Source organism: Methylobacterium carpenticola (assembly GCF_042748905.1).
GTDB classification, from domain to species: domain Bacteria; phylum Pseudomonadota; class Alphaproteobacteria; order Rhizobiales; family Beijerinckiaceae; genus Methylobacterium; species Methylobacterium carpenticola.
In genome coordinates, this window is sequence record NZ_JBHZEO010000003.1 from 14,838 (window position 1) to 33,102 (window position 18,265).

The 18,265-nt window shown below is 64.2% G+C and carries 20 protein-coding genes; 7 read left to right on the forward strand and 13 right to left on the reverse strand.

What is annotated here, in order from left to right; translation table 11 throughout:
* Positions 1 to 184 precede the first annotated feature (184 nt).
* Complete coding sequence (locus ACE101_RS31600) at positions 185 to 994, reverse strand: sulfurtransferase (RefSeq protein WP_379139222.1); 810 nt, start codon at positions 992 to 994, stop codon at positions 185 to 187.
* 232 nt (positions 995 to 1,226) lie between these two features.
* Here ACE101_RS31600 and ACE101_RS31605 point away from each other — a divergent pair.
* A protein-coding gene (locus ACE101_RS31605) for an IS5 family transposase (protein ID WP_379129186.1) occupies positions 1,227 to 1,992 on the forward strand; the annotation gives its coding sequence in 2 pieces (ribosomal slippage) (positions 1,227 to 1,543 and positions 1,542 to 1,992; 768 coding nt in all).
* 106 nt (positions 1,993 to 2,098) lie between these two features.
* On the opposite strand, the gene ACE101_RS31610 is transcribed toward ACE101_RS31605, so the two are convergent.
* The 3 genes from ACE101_RS31610 to ACE101_RS31620 are packed head-to-tail and all read right to left on the reverse strand — an operon-like array spanning position 2,099 to position 4,146.
* On the reverse strand, positions 2,099 to 3,352 hold the full coding sequence (locus ACE101_RS31610) for an IS701 family transposase (protein WP_379136082.1): 1,254 nt from the start codon (positions 3,350 to 3,352) through the stop codon (positions 2,099 to 2,101).
* A gap of 60 nt (positions 3,353 to 3,412) precedes the next feature.
* Positions 3,413 to 3,727 carry a hypothetical protein gene (locus tag ACE101_RS31615; protein ID WP_379139223.1) on the reverse strand — a complete coding sequence of 105 codons (315 nt, stop codon included), beginning with the start codon at positions 3,725 to 3,727 and terminating at the stop codon, positions 3,413 to 3,415.
* On the reverse strand, positions 3,724 to 4,146 hold the full coding sequence (locus ACE101_RS31620) for a DUF5681 domain-containing protein (protein ID WP_379139239.1): 423 nt from the start codon (positions 4,144 to 4,146) through the stop codon (positions 3,724 to 3,726). The genes ACE101_RS31615 and ACE101_RS31620 overlap by 4 nt, the downstream gene beginning before the upstream one ends.
* Before the next feature lie 620 nt (positions 4,147 to 4,766).
* On the opposite strand from ACE101_RS31620, the gene ACE101_RS31625 reads away from it, so the two are divergent.
* Entirely contained in the window at positions 4,767 to 5,708 is a 942-nt protein-coding gene (locus ACE101_RS31625) for a LysR substrate-binding domain-containing protein (protein ID WP_379139240.1), read from the forward strand.
* Positions 5,709 to 6,237: 529 nt separating this feature from the next.
* Here the strand turns inward: ACE101_RS31625 and ACE101_RS31630 are convergent.
* The 8 genes from ACE101_RS31630 to ACE101_RS31665 all read right to left on the reverse strand — a co-directional run bounded on the left by ACE101_RS31630 (position 6,238) and on the right by ACE101_RS31665 (position 12,128).
* A complete protein-coding gene (locus tag ACE101_RS31630) occupies positions 6,238 to 6,585 on the reverse strand; it encodes a hypothetical protein (protein WP_379139224.1) in 348 nt (115 codons plus the stop codon).
* Positions 6,582 to 7,112: a hypothetical protein gene (locus ACE101_RS31635; protein WP_379139225.1), complete on the reverse strand. Its 531-nt coding sequence runs from the start codon at positions 7,110 to 7,112 to the stop codon at positions 6,582 to 6,584. The genes ACE101_RS31630 and ACE101_RS31635 overlap by 4 nt, the downstream gene beginning before the upstream one ends.
* The gene (locus tag ACE101_RS31640) at positions 7,109 to 7,420 is read right to left on the reverse strand and encodes a hypothetical protein (RefSeq protein WP_379139226.1); all 312 of its coding nucleotides are present in this window, start codon (positions 7,418 to 7,420) and stop codon (positions 7,109 to 7,111) included. The genes ACE101_RS31635 and ACE101_RS31640 overlap by 4 nt, the downstream gene beginning before the upstream one ends.
* A gap of 15 nt (positions 7,421 to 7,435) precedes the next feature.
* Positions 7,436 to 7,702 carry a hypothetical protein gene (locus ACE101_RS31645; RefSeq protein WP_379139227.1) on the reverse strand — a complete coding sequence of 89 codons (267 nt, stop codon included), beginning with the start codon at positions 7,700 to 7,702 and terminating at the stop codon, positions 7,436 to 7,438.
* A complete protein-coding gene (locus tag ACE101_RS31650; protein ID WP_379139228.1) occupies positions 7,699 to 10,908 on the reverse strand; it encodes a hypothetical protein in 3,210 nt (1,069 codons plus the stop codon). Before ACE101_RS31650 ends, ACE101_RS31645 begins: the two co-directional genes overlap by 4 nt.
* A 101-nt stretch (positions 10,909 to 11,009) precedes the next feature.
* On the reverse strand, positions 11,010 to 11,375 hold the full coding sequence (locus ACE101_RS31655; RefSeq protein WP_379139229.1) for a hypothetical protein: 366 nt from the start codon (positions 11,373 to 11,375) through the stop codon (positions 11,010 to 11,012).
* A complete protein-coding gene (locus ACE101_RS31660; protein WP_379139230.1) occupies positions 11,372 to 11,596 on the reverse strand; it encodes a hypothetical protein in 225 nt (74 codons plus the stop codon). The genes ACE101_RS31655 and ACE101_RS31660 overlap by 4 nt, the downstream gene beginning before the upstream one ends.
* A 301-nt stretch (positions 11,597 to 11,897) precedes the next feature.
* The gene (locus ACE101_RS31665; protein WP_379139231.1) at positions 11,898 to 12,128 is read right to left on the reverse strand and encodes a hypothetical protein; all 231 of its coding nucleotides are present in this window, start codon (positions 12,126 to 12,128) and stop codon (positions 11,898 to 11,900) included.
* Positions 12,129 to 12,274: 146 nt separating this feature from the next.
* Between ACE101_RS31665 and ACE101_RS31670 the strand changes: the two genes are divergently transcribed.
* The 5 genes from ACE101_RS31670 (at position 12,275) to ACE101_RS31690 (ending at position 17,772) form a co-directional block, all read left to right on the forward strand.
* Entirely contained in the window at positions 12,275 to 12,817 is a 543-nt protein-coding gene (locus tag ACE101_RS31670; protein WP_379139232.1) for a hypothetical protein, read from the forward strand.
* Between the two features lie 502 nt (positions 12,818 to 13,319).
* Positions 13,320 to 15,068 (forward strand): hypothetical protein, encoded by a 1,749-nt coding sequence (locus ACE101_RS31675; RefSeq protein WP_379139233.1) that lies wholly within the window; start codon positions 13,320 to 13,322, stop codon positions 15,066 to 15,068.
* 908 nt (positions 15,069 to 15,976) lie between these two features.
* On the forward strand, positions 15,977 to 16,147 hold the full coding sequence (locus tag ACE101_RS31680) for a hypothetical protein (protein WP_379139234.1): 171 nt from the start codon (positions 15,977 to 15,979) through the stop codon (positions 16,145 to 16,147).
* A 6-nt stretch (positions 16,148 to 16,153) separates the two neighbouring features.
* The gene (locus ACE101_RS31685) at positions 16,154 to 16,510 is read left to right on the forward strand and encodes a hypothetical protein (protein WP_379139235.1); all 357 of its coding nucleotides are present in this window, start codon (positions 16,154 to 16,156) and stop codon (positions 16,508 to 16,510) included.
* Positions 16,511 to 16,674: 164 nt separating this feature from the next.
* Positions 16,675 to 17,772, forward strand: a complete 1,098-nt coding sequence (locus ACE101_RS31690; protein ID WP_379139236.1) for an acyltransferase family protein — start codon at positions 16,675 to 16,677, stop codon at positions 17,770 to 17,772.
* A gap of 60 nt (positions 17,773 to 17,832) precedes the next feature.
* On the opposite strand, the gene ACE101_RS31695 is transcribed toward ACE101_RS31690, so the two are convergent.
* On the reverse strand, positions 17,833 to 18,265 hold a 433-nt coding region (locus ACE101_RS31695; protein WP_379139237.1), incomplete at its 5' end, for an SOS response-associated peptidase family protein.

Here is an 18,265-nt window from a genome sequence, read left to right on the forward strand (position 1 = left end):
CCGCACAAGTATGCGGGCGGCAGTACCAAGCTACGCCGCTTGGGCTGCGACGGCGCGCTTCACCATCCGCTTCAACGCTCGGGCGGCTCGGGCATAGCTGCCGCATGTCCCGGCAGGGTCGCGACCCTGGTAGGAGAAGGGTACGAGGCTTTCGATCTGCCCGCGGTCGAGGCTCGGCAGGCTCTCAGCTCTTTCCTTCCCGCACAATGGGACAGCTCTCGTCTGTCGCCCAGTCGGAAAAGCTGAGGTAGTAGGTGTCCACCTGGGTGAACCCGGCCTGCACGGCCGCCAGCGCCGCCAGCGCCGCGCGACCGCCCCCGTCGCAGTGGGTGACAATCCGCTCGCCCGGGTGGAAGCCAGCGCCCTCCAACATCGCACGCAGTTCCTGGGGCTGCTTCATGCGGCCGTCAGCGGTCAGCAGGTCGGCATGACCGACCCGCCGGGCCCCCGGCAGGTGACCGCCGCGGGCGTTCCTGCGCAGATCCTTGCCTGCGAACTCGGCGGCCGTACGCGCGTCGAACACCTGCGTGCCCGCCCCGAGCTGGTCCCGGAGTTCCTTGCGGGTCACGAGGCCCACGGGTCCGTGTTCGCCCGGGGCCGTAGCGAGCGTGACCGGCGTTGGCACCACCGGCTCGGTCTCGGACTGGAACGCCGGCTGCGCGGTCAAGGCCAACCAGCCGCCGTCGAGCACGGCGGTAGGCACCCCGAAACGCTGAAGGATGAACCAGACCCGGGCGGCCTCGGTCATGCGACCGTCGTCATAGACGGCCACCGGCCGCTGACCATCGACCCCAAGATTGCCGATCAGCGTGCGCCAGTGCTTGTCCTCCGACAGGTTGGTGTCCACCTGCTTGGCAGCCAACTCCCAGTCGGAGACAGGCACCCGCGCCGCCCCGGGCCAGTGGCCCTGCCCATAATCGTCCTCACCGCGGGCATCGAGCACCAGCCAGGACGGGTCGAGGGCGGTCGGATCGAGCAAGGCTGATGGGGGCATGAAGGTCGGTCCGATCAGAGCAGAGCAGAGCGAAGGCATTACCGCTGAGGATGGTCATGACGGCTATGAGCCACGGTAGCAACTGCCTCACCGCTAATGAGAGAGTAAGCGCTCAGTGACGGAGCAGCTGGTCAGGCAGCTTGCTCGGCCCCGCCGATCGGCATCTAGGGTCTGTTGTCGCTTGAACGCATTGCGTGGTTGATCGTTTCTCCGCTTTGAGTGAGGAGACGCGATGCTGACGGACGCCCAGTGGGCCGAGTTGGAGCCGCTGGTGGAAGCCTGCCGGCCCAAAGGCAAGACGCCGCCCCTTGAACTGCGCCGCACGATCTCAGCCATCCTTTGGCGGCATCACAACGGCGCCTCCTGGCGCGCCATCCCGGCCGAGCTGGGTCCCTGGTGGCAAGCCGCCCAGGTCTTCATCCGCTGGGCGCGCGCCGGTGTCTGGGAGCGGCTGCTCGACCTCGTGCAGACCCGCGGCGTCGCGCTCGGCATGGTGTTTCTCGACGCCACGAGCATTCGGGCTCACCAGAAGGCGGCGGGCGCGGCCAAAGGGGGGATCTGGAGCCGAGCGAGACCATCGTGAAGCTCTTGGCCGTTCGCGTGGCGGCTATGGCACCAAGGCCTGCGTGATCGCCGACGGGCGAGGACGCGCGATCGCGTTCCGCCTCGCGCCCGGCCAGGCGCATGAACTGCCGCACGCTCTCCCGTTGCTCGATCAGCTGCCCGGCGTGCCGCAGTGGGTGGTGGGTGACCGCGGCTACTCCAGCCACCGTTTTCGCGAGGCGATCTGGACCGCCGGTGCACGGCCAGCGATCCCGACCAAGGGCAACGAGGCCCCGCTCGCCTGTCCTGAGTGGATCTACAGCAACCGCAACATTGTCGAGCGGCTCCGGGCCCGGCTCAAGGAGTGGCGCGCCGTCGCCACCCGCTACGAAAAGACCGCCGTCAGCTTCATGGGCATCCTTTGTCTGGCCGCCACTCTCGACTGGATCAAGTGACGACAGGCCCTAGCATTACAGTTGCATGCGGCGTTTCAGATGTGCTTCTCGGGCTGCCGCTTGATGAGCGCGTCTCCAGGCTGACCATGCAATGACGACAGCGGGCTCAATGCGTCGCTGTGCCAGCCGCATCGCCACGCGCCGGATCTCCTGGACCGACCAGGGCACCGGCGAGCGTGGCGATGAGCGCGGTTTTTGGGGGCGCGCCGTTCGCCAATCGGCGCACCCGCGCCAGCATCGCAAAGGCCAGCATCACCAGCGAGACGTGCCGGTGCCAGCCATGCCAGGAGCGGCTCTCGTTGTGGGCCAAGCCGAGTTCCGTCTTGGCGGTCTCGAAGGCGTCCTCGATCGCCCAGCGCCGGCCCTCCACCGCCACCAGCGTCGAGACGGGTGTCCCGGCCGGGCACCAGGTCGTGAAGTAGGCCAGAGCCCTGTCCGAGAGGCTGCGCCGGACCAGCAAGCCGCGCGTCCACTCGCTCTCATCGAGGGCCGGATCCACGGCGCTGGCCGGCAGGGTGGCCAGGGGCAGGTAGGCCCAGTCGAACAGGCGTGCGCCCTTCGTGCCCGCCCCAGCTGATAAGCGGACCCAGTCCGTCTCCGAGAGAGCCTTGGCGATCTCCTCGGCCGTGCCGGCAATGGGACGTTCGGTGATCCAGGACCAGAAGCTGTGTTGGCCGGTGACGCCCAGCACGTAGCCTTTGGAGGCGCGCCGCAGCGCCATCTCGATCTCGCTCACCCCGTAGACGCTGTCCGCCGCCACCCAGGCAAACGGCACCCCCGCGGCGATCGCGCGCTGGATCATCCCCCGCGCCAGCTGTGGCTTGGTCGAAAAGGCGATCTCGTCGGGAACATGCGCCGCCCGCCTACGCGCTGGATCACCGCTCCACGCTTTGGGTAGATACAGCTGACGGTCGATGAAGGCGTGCCCCTGATCCGAGACGTAGGCCGCGAACACGCCGATCTGGCAGTTCGTGATCTTGCCGGCCGAGCCCGTGTACTGACGGCCGACGCCGCACGAGGCTTTGCCCTGCTTGAGAAAGCCGGTTTCGTCGAGCACGAGGGTCGCATCTGGTGAGGCAAGCGTCTCGATCACGAGGTCGCGTACCACGTCGCGCAGAGCGTCCGCGTCCCAGTGACTGCGGCCCAGGATCGCCTGCTGACGCCAGGGCCCAGGATCCCCGGCTGCTTCCGCGCGCATCCAGCCAGTCTTGCGCCGCTCGCCCCCGAGCAGCCCATCCAGGAAGGCGTTCGCGGAGGCGGCGACACTGGGAGCAGCAAACAGCGGTCGCATGCGCTGCTTGGCCTCGCGCAGCGACGTCGACCAGAGCTCCAACGTGGTCTCCAACGAGGCTGAGGGCATCGGGCTCTCCGTCCGAAACCCTTCAGATAGGCGCAACACCATGCAACTGTAATGCTAGTTCTAGGGCAGCAGATCGGCCAAGCGCTTACCCTGCTCTCGCCCGATGATCTCCTGAAGCTGCGGGATGAAGGCCTCAAGGGCATCGGCGTGCTGGCTGAGTTCGGGAATGCCCAGACCGCGATAGTAGCGCACCGCGTCCATGACGCTCCCGTGCTCTGCGGCCAGAGTGCGAAACTCGGCCAGGATCCGGGCCTCTAGCTCCTCGTCCGTGAGACGTTGCAAGGCTCCCATGTTCGCTTCCTTCTCAAGCTTGCGGATGCGCGCCTCAATGGCTCGGTTCATGGCTTCAAGATCCCAGTTCAGCAGCCAGCTCATCGCTTCGCGGCCTCCAGGGCGTCGAGGCGCGCTTGGATGTCCGTCACCTCAATCGCCTTCACATGGCTGTCCACGAGCTTGCCCAGCTCGGCGGCCTCGGACGGGGTGAGTTCGCCCCGAGCCACGGCCTCCAAGAGGGCACTGGTGGCCTTCGTCAGGTCCGCCGTGGTTGCGATCGGCGGCAGGGCGAACGGCACCGGGCGGTTCCTCCTGACCGGCAGAAGGCGATCCAGGCAGAGGCGCAGCGCAACCGTGTCGCCTTCCTGGGCAAGCTCGATGGCCCGCCGGGTCAGGCCCTCGGCCTCGCCGGCCAAGAGGGCTTCCATGGCGACCGTCGTCTTGTGGCGCGCGCCCTTGGGCTTCCCGGCCGGGTTGCCGCTCTGGCCCTTCTTGAACGCTCCGGGTCTCGACACTCTCATCCCCTGAAATTGCAGAACGCTTGCAGGTTCAACGGTCTGAGTATGGCAAGCCAACATGCAGTAGTGAATGCTTGCCTGCTTGCCCACACGCCATATGCATTCTCATCAATTCTGGAGGTCATCCTCTCAGGCGATACTGCAGGCTTGGGCGGCGGCTCCGGTCCCAAGGCCAGCGGTGGAGATGGCTGCGGGCGTTCGATCTCGACAGGTGGAAGCGCCTGGATAGCCGCCCTCACCTCAAGCTCGATCAGGCGGCGGATGGCATCCTCCGGGACCACGGATCAGAGGCTCGAGCCTATGTTCGTGACGACGCGGGCCACAGCAGCATCAACGAGCTGCTGCCGGTCGCCAGCAGAATGGCTCGGCTTCCCCGGACCCGAGGGGCGATCGCTGGTGCGCTTGGCGCTCATCGAGGTTCCTCCTGTCCAGGTATGTCAAATGGATACCGATCGCGCCGCATCGTCGGGGCGCTTAAGGAGGTAGTCGAATATCGCGACCGCGATGAGCAGTGCACGAAGCCATCCGCCACCCACTTTCCCGATCCTCATTACCGTTGAGTGGCCGACTATGAGATAATATACATCTTTCCAACACGATCAAGGAAAGTATGAATGGCGCCCCTGCAGATCCCAATTCGTTCTATAAGTATTTTTCATGCTGTTGCTCAAGCTGCAAGTATTTCGAAAGCAGCAGAAAGCCTCGGAGTTACTCCTTCTGCCGTCAGCCAGCAGATCCAATCTCTAGAGACTTACCTGGGGACAGCCTTAATCGCGAAAGACGGCCGCAATATCGTACTCACCGAAGCAGGCGAAAGATACTATGAGATGATATCTAGCGGTGTCGAAAGCATCGCCGAGGCAACTCATCGCATTCGCGGCTTCCGCGCCGTAACTGCTTTAATGGTGAGATCAACGCCGAGCTTGTCGAGCAAGTGGCTAATGCCACGCCTAAAGTCGTTTATAGATACCTATCCCGGCATAGAAGTTAGGGTCGATGGCACAAATGAACCAACTATTTTTGGCAAAGAGAGCGTTGACATAGAGATCCGCCACGGGGATGGCAAATGGCCAGGTCTCTACGTTGAAAAGATCGCGAACGAAACATTCTTCCCCGTGTGCTCTCCCGACCTATGCCCCGACGCCAGCATTGATGCGGCCGATATATGGCAACATAGATTGATATACTCTGTGAAATCTCAAGTTCCGTGGGAGCGCTGGTTTGCGTGTGCCAATGTTATACCACCAGAGAATTGGGGCCGCATACTATTCGACCGCTCACACATGGTGATCGATGCGGCTGTTAGAGGCATGGGCATAGCCCTTGAAAGCGATCTAATGTCATCAGAAGAATTAGAAGATGGTCGCTTAGTGTGCCCTGTTCGCAATCCACCGTTGATACAGCTGGATACACATTGGATTGTCTGCCCCCACGATCATCTAAGACATAAGAGAGTTAAGATTTTTCTCGAATGGATCAGACATGAGCGAGATGTTTGGCAATCTCAAAGAACCCATGCACCCAATGATTACTATAATCCACCCTTTCAGCCCAAACCAATGTGAGCATACCGCCTTACTATTGTTGCAGATATTTTATAAACTTATACGAAGAGCGGTTTTCCAGGGGCATAGAAGGCAGCATAGCCGGCCTGCACTCTGCGACAAGCAATTTTGACGGCGGTCGAACACAACGAGGAACGCCATATCACTGCGCTAGAGATTGAGGCATGTGGCGGCCTCGCTGGCCACGCAGCCGACCGTAGCCATAAGCAAAGCAGCATTGGTCGCGACACCTGACCACAGCGAACCAAACCGCTGCGTATTCGTTGTATGGCATGGCAATGCGAGGCTAAATCTAGTCATTTAACTCACATCAAGTAAAGCGGCGAGTAAGATTTTGCAAAGCACATTAGTATCTTGGACTGAGATTTCCTGCGAGAAATGCGGCGAAGTTCCTGAATGTGACGATGACAAGAGAGACATTTACCGCATCGGGTCGTGCTGCAAGTGCCTGGAAGAGGAGGACGAGCGCGTAGCTGCGTCCGTCTGAGGGGTAATGCGGCGCAGGCTGTTGAGGCCCGTTTCACCCTGATCACTGCGCCCACCTCAAACAGCCTTCGGTTTCGCAGGATCCCCAGACATGGCCGTTGCTCTCGACCCGGGCCCAACGCAGCCGGCCGGCGCAGGCTGGACAGGCGATGGTGCCTTCGGCGCCGGGCTCGTCAGCAATGAGCCTGAACGCCTTCTGGAGCGGGTCTGGCTTGCCGGGGAGGAGGAAGGCCCGGGCGCCCTCCGCAAGGCCCTGTAGGGCGGCTACAGCGGCACGCTGGCGGAGGTCCTGCGCGTCGGGGCGAGCCTCGATGGTGACGGCGGCGGCAAGCGCCATGTCGAGGACGTCTCGGACCCCGGCGATATAGGCGTCACGTTCACGGGCTGTCATGCAGCAGTCTTTCGGTTGCGCCATGCATCGCGAACCTCATGGCAGCGGTTCAGAACACCCTCGATCCACTCAGCGTCTGCGTTCGTGGGTCGGTTGCGCCAGCTCCGGAAGATCTTGAGCCGGGCGCGATCCGCCTTGGACAGGAACCGTCCGCCCTCTACCTTCGGGATGGCCCAGTCGAGTGCCAGACAGTGCTCTACGACCTGATCCCAGGACGCTATCTGCGAAGTGCCCCAGATCGGCAGACCGCCGCGCTTGGACGGCGCAGCAGGCGCCTTCTCGGCTTTCTCCTGGTCCCACTGCGCGAAGATGGCGTTGAAGTCGATGTTATCGAGCGGGGATCGGGCAGCCTCAGCGGCACGGGCGCTCGTCTCCTCGATGAAGGCTGCGAGCGCGTGTAGGTCGAGGCCAGCGGCGGATAGCGAACGGCCGATCGCGCGAGCCGTAGCCACGACCTCGCCGCCTTGGTCGCTGGCGAGGAGTGGGATCAGCTTGGCGAGCTTCTGAGCCGTAGGGAGCGGGATCATGCGCTGGCCCCGTCGCCGGTCACATACTGGAGCTGCTGGAGTTCGAGGACGCGCAGGGTGGTCGCCGCCATCAGGTCGAGGCTGACCAGCCCCCCATTCGTGTCGGGGGCGTGCGTCAGGGCTTCCACGCCGTTGAGGTGGTCGCTGGCGGCGACGAGCCAGAGCATGTCCGGCAGATCCGCGTGGGTGCAGCGGAGCAGCCAGATCCCCCCAACATGACCGTAGGTGTGATGGAGCATCCACTCGGTCGGGAGATCCGGAACGCGATAGGCGACCTTGCGGGCCGGGAAGGTGAGGATCTTCGCCATTGGTAGGCTCCAGGCTCAGGCTGCACGATCGGGGCGGGTCAGAGTGGCGTAGGTTGCCCAGACGCCGCGCTTGTCGATGGTGGGGAGGGCGTTGATCGCCTTGGCGGCCTCGGCCAGGGCGGAGGGATCGTGCTCGGCCACCCGGAGGAGGCGGACCGCCTCGTTGTCCCTCGGGCCGGTGATCAGGTGGACGACGGCGGCGAGGCCGCGGCAGCGGGCGACGCGCTCGGCCGGCTTAATCGCAGGGCTGAACGGCCCCCATTTGTCGAGGTGGTCAGTCACTCTGCGGCCTCCCGGTAAGCCGGGACCGGCGGAGCGCTGGCGAGGATGGCGGCCATCGCAGGCGGCCATCGGATCGGCTCGTCATCGGACGGCAGGCGCCACCGAACGACCTCGGCCTTGACCGGTGCCGGCCGGGGAGCCGCTGGCAGGTCGACTACGCAGCGGAAGCGAGCGGCGAGGTCGGGATCGATGCCGGCCGACCGCAGCGGGGCGGTGGGCGCCGGCTGCACGGTCGGCTCAGCGCTGATGATCTCGAACTTAGCCAGAGGGCCGAGGCGAGCTTCAAGCCAAGCCCGCGGATCGGGGACAACAGTGGGGGCGTAGGCCCCTGTCCGCCACTTCTGGCGCGCGCCGGGCTGCTGGTAGCGGAACCGCTCCACAGCGTCACAGAACCCTATATAAGTACCTTCTTTATAGGGTTCTGTGACGCTGTGAGCCTGAGAGGCCGGGCGGCGATAGAGCCAGTTCCGAGCAGCCCCCGGCGTGGCCCAGATCTCGGGCCAGACGGTCGACATGTCGGCGGCGCTGTCGAGCACGACACCTTCGATCAGCATCTCGACTTCCTCGTCGGGCGGGTTCCAGGGCGTCACCTCGTCGACCGCCATGGGCAGGACGACGTTCGCGATAAGGTCGATGGTCAGGGGCGTGTCGGCGGTGCGGTTCACGCCGCGGGCGCGACCGATGGCCTGCATCAGCTCGCCTTCGCAGATCTGCCAGCGGCAGGCCTCGGCGGTGGGATCGGGGTGTGCCGCGCACTCGACGCCGCGCGGGGAGCCGTCGCGGGTACGGATGCCGCGACCCACGTAGGGATAGCGGCCTTCATTCGAGGCGGGCTGGCGGCCGGTCAGCGCGCCAGCCAGCGCCTCGACGGCGGCGGGTTGCGGGAGCGCGCGGCCGATCACCATCAGGCCCCGAACGTCGCGGTATTGGTCCAGGCCGGCGACGTTGTTGAAGTGCTCGACGCTGATGCCGTCGGGCAGGCCGCTCGCCCGCAGCCAGCCGGCGACGGCCTTCTGTGCGATCACGAGGAGCGGAGCCCGCCCGTTGTCGATGAAGCGCCGCAGGATGGTCCGGCGGACGGCCCGCAGGTTGCGGCGCGGAGCGCCCTCGTCGTCCAGCTTGAGCTTCGTCGCCGATACGGGCGCGTCAAGGACCTGGCGCACCCGGACGTGGGGCATCGCAGCTTCGATCGGGTCCGCGGTCTCTACCTGCGGGTAGAAGGCGCCCAGGATCTCGGCCGGCGGCAGGGTCGCATCTAAGAGCAGCGTCGGCCGGCGCCACTGCGCCGTGATCGCCTTGACGCTGCGGGTCTTGGCGACGAGCACCTGTCCGTCGTCGCCGTCGCGGGTATCGAGGTAGAGCCGGCCGGAGACGGTCACGGCCTCGTCGTTGAGCACGTCGCGCGCCGCGCTCCAGAGGGCGATGAAGGCGCGAGCGTGCTTGGCCTTGGCGGCGGCGCGAGCGGCGAGCCGGCGCTCGTCCCGCGGCATCCCCGGATAGATCGGGACCGCCTCTTTCAGCTTCCACTCGGCCTTGAGCGCCAGGGAGCAGGTTTCCGGCGTCAGGTTCTCCTCGACGAGGTTGGCGCGCAGCACGCCCCCGGGTCCCTCCTGCCGCCGCAGAGCGCGAGCCAGCCGCTTGCGGTAGCCCTCGACATCGTTGAGGAGCGTGTCCCGCTTGGTGGACCCGAACGGCAGGAAGGCCGCGATCTCGTCGAGGGTAAGTCCCGCCTTCCCGATGCGAACACCGGCCTGCCAGAAGCTTTCGTCCACGACGACCATCTCGACTTTGCCGAGGGCCGTCTGCCCTTGGAAAAGCATCTGGTGCGCGACGATCCAGACCTCGGGCTTGGTGGCCTTCTGTGCCTGGTACGCGCAGGCCTGAAAATGCGGGCAGAGGTATTCGATGCCGTCCGTCGACTTCTTCTTGCAGCACGAAGTCTGGATGGGCTCGCCCAGGTTCAGCGCGATCTCGACCGCCTCGAGGTCGTCGCACATCTTCTGGCCGGGGCGGGACGGGTCGTCGGCTTGCCGGCCGCGGAACACCCGGGCGGTGATGCCGTATCCGTCGAACTGCGCCGCGATCTCGTCGCCCAGCCGGTGCCGCGGGACCACGTACAGGATGGGCTTGGCCGGCTTGCGGTCGGCCCGGCGGCTCAGGATGTAGTCTGCGAGCGTCCGGGCGGTGATCCGGGTCTTGCCTACCCCGGTGGAGACGGCGACGGCGTGAACCGGGGGCTCGGCCTCCTCGTCACCGGCAAGGCGCCAGGCGTTCGCCGCGTCGATGAAGGCTTGAATGCGGGTCTCGACGGCTTGCCGCGCCAGCGCGACCGGCTGTGCGGCGTCCTGAAAGGCGGGCGTCTCGGCGGCCTGCCGGACCTCGGCGGCGTGCGCCTCGGCCTTGTCCCACGAGCGTTCGATCTCGCGGCGGAGGCGGTCGGACGGCTCCAGGTACTTGCCCGCGCACCCGGTCGGGTGCTGGCGCATCACCTCTTCGAGGTCGTCGATTGTCAGCCCGTCAGCAAGGGCGGCCTGCACGGCGGCGTGAAAGCGTGCGGATCGGTCGTCGCCTTCCTCCGCCACGATCCGCACGACGCGGTTGCTGGTGAGCCCGCTCGTGCCTGTCTGGCGCGGGCCCGCGCTGTAGGCGCTCGGCTTCTCGACGGCCGGGAACGCGGCCCGCAGCTCGTCGGCCGTCCAGACCTTGCCGGTGTGCTCGATGAGGCGGGTCGGCGTCGCGACGCGCCCGCGCGCCAGCTTCTTCTTGCCGGGGTAGTTCGGCGTGCCGGCGACCCGGTAGGGCTGCGTAATCACGCCGGTGTCCGAGTCCGCGCCGACGGCGGAGCGGATGGCCGCGCCGATCGGCTGTGCCTGCTCGGCCGTCAGGGCGCGGCTCAGGGCGAGCCACTGGTGCGCGTTCCCGGGCGAGGTCTCGACCACGAAGGAGGGCTGCGCGGTGGTGTGGCCCGCCTTGCCCTTGTCCGCGTCGGCGTCGATCACGAAGGCGAAGACGCCGCGGGTGTCGGCGGCCTTGCCACGCCCGCGCCGGTCCCCACCCTCTGTGACCGTGCGGGGCTCGATGTAGATGTTGAAGCCGGCCTCGGCGTCCCTGACGGCCTGGGCCGTCATATTGTCCACGTCGCCGATCGGGTAGCGCAGGGAGAGGGCCGGCCCCCCCGCCGGGTGGATGCGCACGAGCTGCAGCATCCCCGGGCGGTCAGCGCCCTGAAGCGCCGTCGCCGCCACGCCGTGGACCATCGCCACGAAATCGCGGACGGCTACGGGATCAGTCGTGGGCGCCGGGGCCGTCAAGCGGCGGCGCCTCCGGTCCGAACACGCACCGCAAGATCGCAGAGCGTGGCGTCGTCGTGGCGCTCAAAGCGACGGAAGGCGGCGCGAGCGGTTCGCTCATCCACGTCCGTGTCAGTGTGCGCGATCTCGAACCCGATCACCCAGGCCAACGCCTCGTCGGGCTGCCGGGAGACGGCCACGAACCCACGGACGCCCGACGGGATCGGAGCCGTGGTCGCACCCTCGGCACGGGCGAGGGCGATCTCAGCGTGAGCCGCGAGGCGAACGCGGTGGCGACGATCGGGGCGCCGGCGGAAGAATGCCGCGTCGCTCTCCCGGCACGCCAGGATGATGCCGCGCATCTTCGTGGAGAGCAGGTTCATGCGGCCTCCCCGGGCTTGGGGCGGGGCGCCGGCTTCACCTCCTCGACGAGGCTGGCGGCCTCTAGGAGCGCCGCGCTGGCGCACCGGGTCGCGTAGGCGAGGCCACGGGCATCGCCGATCTCAGCGAACTGGCGCCCGGTGTCCGCGTAGGCCGCGGCGGTCGCCATCTTCTCGGCGATGGCCTCGAAGGTCATGCGGGCGGCGTCGGGTGCCATGTTCATGCCCGGGCCCTCCAGCTTTCGGGAACGGCTAGGGCGAGTTCCGTGATCACGGCGGCCAGCGCGTCACTCGTCTGCGTGATCCGCTTCACGCGGCGGACACGCAGGTCTGAATGTGCAGAGCCGGGCGAAAGGTGATTGCCGGGCGGCTTGGTGTCGATTATCTGACGCATAGGATTTCTAGCCTTTAGGCCCCGCACGGCTCACCGCCGGAGCGGGGCCTTTTTTGTGCTGGGGCTGTTGCGAGGATTTTGTGCTGGGGCTGTTGCGAGGACCCGGCAGGCCGATCCCGCCGGGGCGGTGATCAGGCCGCCTCTTTCGCGTTCTGGCCGGTCTCCTGTTTGATACTCAGGAGACGACACACTTCATGGGGCGGGATCAGGCGGGTACGGCCGATCGTAAGCGCCTCTACTTCGCCCCGGTCGATTGCTTTGTAGAAGGCAGCGCTGCTCAGCCCCGAATGTGGGGCGATGTGTGCTGCCTTCGTGTTCTGGCCGGCCAACGCCCGGCGTCGAACTTCCTCAATCGTCGGCATTGCACCTCCTGCGGATCTCGCGCGGGCATGCGTGTAATTCCACGCAATTCAAACGCTAATCTGCAACGCGACAGCAATCAAGAGGGTTGCGTTCAATCCCACGCATCCGATATGCAAAATCGCTAAAGCGAGACGGAGCGCGCGAAATGGCCGTGAAAGCAGCGGAACGAGAGGGAAAGCGGTCTCCGCTGAATATGCGGACAACTGCCAAGCTTAGGAACGACCTTGAAAAACAGGCCTCCAAGCACGGTCGCTCACTAGCTCAAGAAGTTGAGGCTCGTTTAGAAAAAAGCTTTGAAGAAGACGAGCTGCTGAATGCCTTGCTCGGCTTAGATACGCACGCCCAATTATTGCTTAGAGTAATTGCAGCAACTATTAGGAGGATCGAAAAGCATACTGGACAAAGATATGTTGATGATTATGAAACGCTTTGGCATTGCAGAAAGGGCATAGACGAGGTTCTTAGAATTCTCCTTGGCTTGGATTATGGTGAGCCACCACCTAAAGATGGGGAGCAAAGATCCGAAATAGATCGTGACATTCTTCATGGCCTTGGGAGAGCGGTTGCTTTAACGGCCTTGCGAGATTTTGGTCTAGTTTTAAGTGGTCCCGGCAACTTGAGTACGCCCGTCCAACTAAGTCAGTTTCTTCGTTCTCCCAAGGAAGCCTCAGACAATGGTGCTGACTAGTTGTTGATGGTCTGACAATTTGCCGCACCAATAAGGTAGGCAGAACGATAGATCCGTTCTCTCTCAAGAAAACATATCGCATCGGCGCGTATTACACCGCATTGCACTTTTGCGTTACTGTCTTGGCAGTAGCGGAGGACGATTATGCACGCGCCGACCTTCTCCAAGATCCGGCTCTTTCGGGTTGATCGGGATCTAGACGCTGCGCTGATGGCGGAGGCCGCTCGTCAGGGCGCAACAATCAGTGAGATCCTGCGCACAACGCTGCGCAACTCGATGCCAGGGGCTGTAAGTGCGGCGCCAATCAGGGTGCCTGCCCGCGCGCTCTCGGCCTCCGCCGCTTGAGGGCGCCGCACGATGGTTGCCCTGGCCGCCCGCGAAGTCATTCGGCGCCTTGCGGCCCCTGCGCAGATACGATCGCGGGCCAGACCTCTCACACCCTCACCAGTGCCTACCAAGGCCAGGGCTTCCGCCGCGGTGCGGCCAACCTGTGGATCTTCGCATGATGCTTCGCCTCACCGCTTCCGTGTCCGCACTCGCGCTAGGCCTCTTTGCGGTCGCCCCTGCGCAGGCCGATCAGCTCCTGCCGCAGGGCCGGATCAATTCCGACAACGACATCCTGTTCGGGGCGCTCAAGCTCGGGAAGCGGCAGTCCGGCAAGACTACGCTGACGCCCGACGCACTTCAGATCCAGGGCGAGGGTTCCTCGGGGCCGATCTCGGGGATGAGCGTGAAGCCTGCCGGCGCGCTGTTGGCGGTCGAGCTTTCGACGCTTTTCGCGGACGCCCCGCCGGTCGCCAGCCTCGGCATCGACATGACGGGCACCGCCGACAGCACGGCTGCCCTCGCTAACGCCATCAACTCCGGCAAGCGGATTGTCGCGCCGTGCGGCACGATCCGGGTCACGGATACGATCCGCATCACCAAGGCCAGCGCCCGCTTCGAGGGAGCGGGCGATTGCACCGTCCTCAAGTACGATGCGCCGGCTGGCACGCCCGCAAAGCCCCTGATCGACATCCTGCCGTCGGCGGTCGGCGCCGATCTGAGCAAGTTCTCGTTCGATCACCAGGGCCAACTCTACACGGTCAGCACCACTTACGACGGTCTGGCCGGCGGCGTCGCCGTGATGATCCAAGCCGACAGCTCTCGCCTGCGCGACATCACGGGGCGCAACGGCTTCGACAACTGTTTCATGGCCGTGGCCTGGGACAGCAGCAATCACGCGATCCGCGGCAAGCCGCAGTATTACAGCCTCGACAACATCAGAACCTTCAACTGCGGGCGAGGTCCGGCGGCGACCGGCGCCGGTATCGACATCGGATCCGGCTCGGCCGGAACCGTCAACAATCTCGTTGACGACGGTAGCTATGCCGCATTCATCCTCGACATCGGTGCGGGGGCGAATGGGACATTCAGCAATCTTGTCGGCTACAACACCAAGTTCAACGGCACTGTTCCGAGCTATACGTTCTATATAGGAGAAGCCGGTTCCACGTTCACCAACCTGCAAAGCATTGGCGCGGGCCATACGGCCATGTGGCTTGACGGCTACGCCTACCGAACCACGATCAGCAACGTCAACATCAAGGCTCCGGCTCGCGACGGTATCCTCATCAAGGGTGGCAACTCGGTGCTGACGAACGTCGTCGTCAACTCCCCTGGGTATGGAGGCCCGGCGAATACCTATGATGCCGTGGTGATCGACACATCGGCTGCCTCGATCGACAACCTTCTGATCAACGGACTGTCCATCCAGAACGAGTTCGCCACGCCCCGCTACGGGATCAACAAGACCTACAGCAACGGTCTGACGGGCGCCGCCCTCAACGCATCACTCGGCGCCGCTGCCGCCGCGACGAACAACATTCCGGGCACCTTCGGAGTGGTGGATGGGCAGGCCCTTGGTGGCGGCTGGACGCCCTACACGCCAACCATCTCGTGCGCGTCTGGGTCTCTCACTGCGTCGAGCGCGAACGGCAGCTATCGACGCATGGGGAAGACGGTGGAGGTCCAGGCCAACCTCACTCTAACCACGATTGGCACCTGCTCCGGGGCGATCACGGCGAGCCTCCCGCTGCCCGTAGTTACTCGGGTGGCATTCTCAGGCGTCGAAAGTAACAATTCCGGCGTTGGCCTTGTGGGGGCAGCCTACGAGGCCAGTTCGGCCGTTCTGATCAAGCGCTACGACGGAACGTCCCCTGTAGCGGCGGGCGCCATCCTAAGCGTCTCAGGGTCCTACCAGACGCCGTGACAATGCTGAGCGCGCTTCGCGCGGCGCAGGACGAGGCCGCAGTGACGGCCCTGACGCTCGACCCGTCCGACGCGCTCGCCGTGGCCCGTGAGCGGCACCGGCTGATGGCGATCGCGGGACTTCGGGAAGTCCAAGCCGCGGCCGAGAACCTGATCGTCAGCCTCTCGTCAGTGACGGCGGAGCGGCATTCACGGCGAGGGCTGGCGCGGTCGGCGGCCTCATCCGGCCGTTCGGGGCGCTCCCGGGGTTCTAGAGTTCTATCTTCTCGTTCGAGGGCTGTCCGCCGCGGATGATGACTTCCGGCTCCGCCTCGACCTGCGGCCGGATATGCTGTGGCCGTGGATGGGTCGCCAGTCTATCGTTCGATCAACCTCTAGACTTAGCTGCGGGCTGGAGATCGACCCCACCAGTTCCCGTCATACACCTGCCCCGGCACAGGCATTTCGCGCTCTACGAAGGAAGGCACATCCGGCGCGGAAGGACGGACGATATCTCCGCCCTCAGAAATTGCAAATGCAACCGATGATACAACCCCAGCAATCGCGACGATAGAAACCACCCAACGGGGCGCTCTCCAGTGATGCAGTATCACTGCCGCGGTGGCTGAGATGCTGATCAGGCCGACAATGTTGTGCAACATCGAAACCAAAAATCCCAAATTTGAACGCCCGCGCTTCGGATGTGTTGGGATGCGCAACGGCTATGCCACCGATTGCTTCACGGCGGCCCGCCGCTCTGCCGACTTGGTCGATCGCGCGCTGAAGCCGAGTAGGGCTGCGAGGTTCGCGAGCAAAGCGCTGTGGTCGATTGCGGTATCGTGGCACCACATTGACCGCCGGTCTTACTGCTAAGCTTAGGCCATGCGACTTATGCCTCGATCTCCTGCCCTCACCGTCGCTGGTGGTGCGATGGTGCTCATCGTTGTGATGCTGCTGATGGCCCGCGGGCTGCGAACCGTCTTCGAGCGGGTCGAAGCCGAGACTGCCCTCATGCTCCTCGCCGGCCTCGGCGCTGCCGTGCTCGCAGGAGATCTGCTGACGAGAACCACCGCGTGGCGCTCCCGTAATGGCCGGGGGTGATCCGTTATGATCGTCTCGCCCACCATCCTCGAATGGTCCCGCGGGCTCGCCAGCCTGTCACCCGGCCAGGTGCCCTGCCCTGGCTTCCGGCCGGAGGAGTGGGTGGAGACGCTCTCGAACTGCCGCCGGTTCGTGGACGATTTCGGCCCGCAGGCGGCCGCGCTCGGCTGGGACACGCTCACGCTATTCGGTGTGCATCCCACCTCGGGCACCCGCCGCGGTGACTGGAGCGGCGTCCTGATGCCGTGCGTCTACCCGGTGTACGAGGTGAACAGCGAGTTCCTGCGGGTCCACCTGTGGCGGTGCCAGCGGAACAAGCTGGGGCGGTATCGCGGTGTGCCGGTATGGGAATTCGGGCAGTAGTGCTTGCAGCCTTACGATCCCGACCGCCGCTCAATCCCTTCTTGGACAGCAGCACATACCAAAGAGAAAAATCCTCCTCCGTAATTTCTCCAGTCCCATCTCTCGCTTCCGCCACAATATCAGTCGGCAGCCGAAGCTCCATGTAAGAGATGGGGGTCTCGTCCATGACACTCGGGGAGGAACTGGATGCAGCTAACGGCAATCCATCCGGCTTTAACTACACCAGGTTGTTCCTCGCACTAGCGGTCGTCGCTTGGCATACAGTGATTGTTTGCTACGGCCTGAAGGCAGAGGAGCCATTCTGGAATGGGCCGATGCGGCCGGCCATCTTTGCCATCCTGCCAGCCTTTTTTGCTCTTGGAGGCTTTCTTGTCGCGTCCAGCGCCTTTCGAAATACCATTCCAGGCTTCTTAGCGCTTCGAGCCATTCGTCTTTATCCGGCTTTGATTTTCGAGGTGGTCACCTTCTCGATCATCATCGGCCCCTTCATCACCACGTGCTCGCCAGGAGAGTATTTCTCTGACGGCGAGCTATATCTGTATCTGCTCAACACTACAGGATATATACATTATTATTTGCCGGGTGTTTTCAGCAATAACCCGGCCGGTCCAGCCGTAAATCTGCAACTTTGGACAATTCCTCGCGAGTTCGAGTGCTACGCTCTGCTCACAGGATTGTCTCTGATCGGCTTTACCCGTCGTCCTATACTTATCGCTTTGGCACTGTTTCTAATGAGCTTGTGCGCCATGATGCGCGATCAGCATGCACTCATCGGGTCTGGCCCACCTGCACGGCTGCTTATCCTGTCGTTCCTGGCTGGAATACTACTCTATACGTGGAAGGATAGAATTACAAACCACGTAATCTGCTTCGTGATAGCGGTTGCTCTGTCATGGTTCCTGCTAAGGGACCCCCGCTTGATGTCTCTAAGTCCATTCCCGATCGCCTATGCAACGGTCTGGCTTGGCCTCAAAAATCCGCGAAAGACCTGGCTCGTCGCCAGCGGCGACTACTCCTATGGCCTTTATCTCTATGGATATCCGACGCAGCAACTCGTCGCGCATCTTCTTCCCGATCTTCGCATCTGGTACTGGAATGGCCTCATCAGCCTCGTCGTTGCCTTCACACTCGCGTACGTCTCGTGGCATGTGATCGAGGAGCCCATCCTCAAGCGCAAGCGTCACATCTTGGCTCTTCTACGCGCGACACCCGATCAGAGGAGGCGAGCCATGATCCCCCTCGCCGTGCCTGAGCCAGCGTGACGGTGAACCCTCAATGATGCGCCAGAGGGGCAGAAGCGCATGGCGATCCGTACGGCGTGATCAGGCCGCCTCATCCCGTCGCTCGCCCCGCGCCACCTCCATCATCTCGTCGTCCGGCAGCGGGCGTTGCAACTGCAGCGCCTCGTCGGGTGGTGCCTCCAGCCACGTGCGCCACTCCTCCGGCGTAGTAAGCAGCACCGGCATCGCTTTCGGGTGGACCGGTCCAACGATCCCGTTGGCGGTGGTGGTCAGGAACGCATAGAGCCGGTGCTCCTCCTCGACCGGCTCGTCGCGCTTGGGGCCCCGTACGCCCGTCCAGGGCCGCCAGATCCCTGCGAAGGCGAACAGCGGCCGCTCCTCCGACAGCGCGAACCAGACCGGCGTCTTGCGCGGCTTGGTGTCAGCGTACTCGCTGAACGATGAGACCGGCACGAGACAGCGGAACTCCGGCTTGAGCCAGGGCCGCCAGTAGGGCGAGGCCACGTTGCGCACG